This window comes from Chryseobacterium sp. SIMBA_038, assembly GCF_046535115.1.
Taxonomy (GTDB): Bacteria; Bacteroidota; Bacteroidia; order Flavobacteriales; family Weeksellaceae; genus Chryseobacterium.
Map to the genome: position 1 here is coordinate 1 of NZ_JAWRXH010000206.1, position 267 is coordinate 267.

General features: G+C 36.3%; 1 pseudogene. It reads right to left on the reverse strand.

Annotation, left to right across the window (positions count from 1 at the left end):
* Positions 1 to 267, reverse strand: a pseudogene (locus SB689_RS23305) (DUF4270 domain-containing protein); the annotation flags it as partial.

Here is a 267-nt window from a genome sequence, read left to right on the forward strand (position 1 = left end):
CTCCCATTCCCTGAACAAAAAGTCTCGGATCACCCGATGGCTTACTATTGGACAATGCAGACTCAACTGTATATCCTCCTCTATTATATACATATTGACCAATATGAGCATTCAGATTTGCTAAGTTAAAATTAAGAGTTGTTTGTGGGCGTGTTGTTGTACTGTTCTCTGTTTTATCATATTTATAGTACATGATCAGTTCCATGTCATCAGGTGAAAACTGGAAAAGATATTTATCAGTTCCTTCTACAGAAAGTCTGATACCTT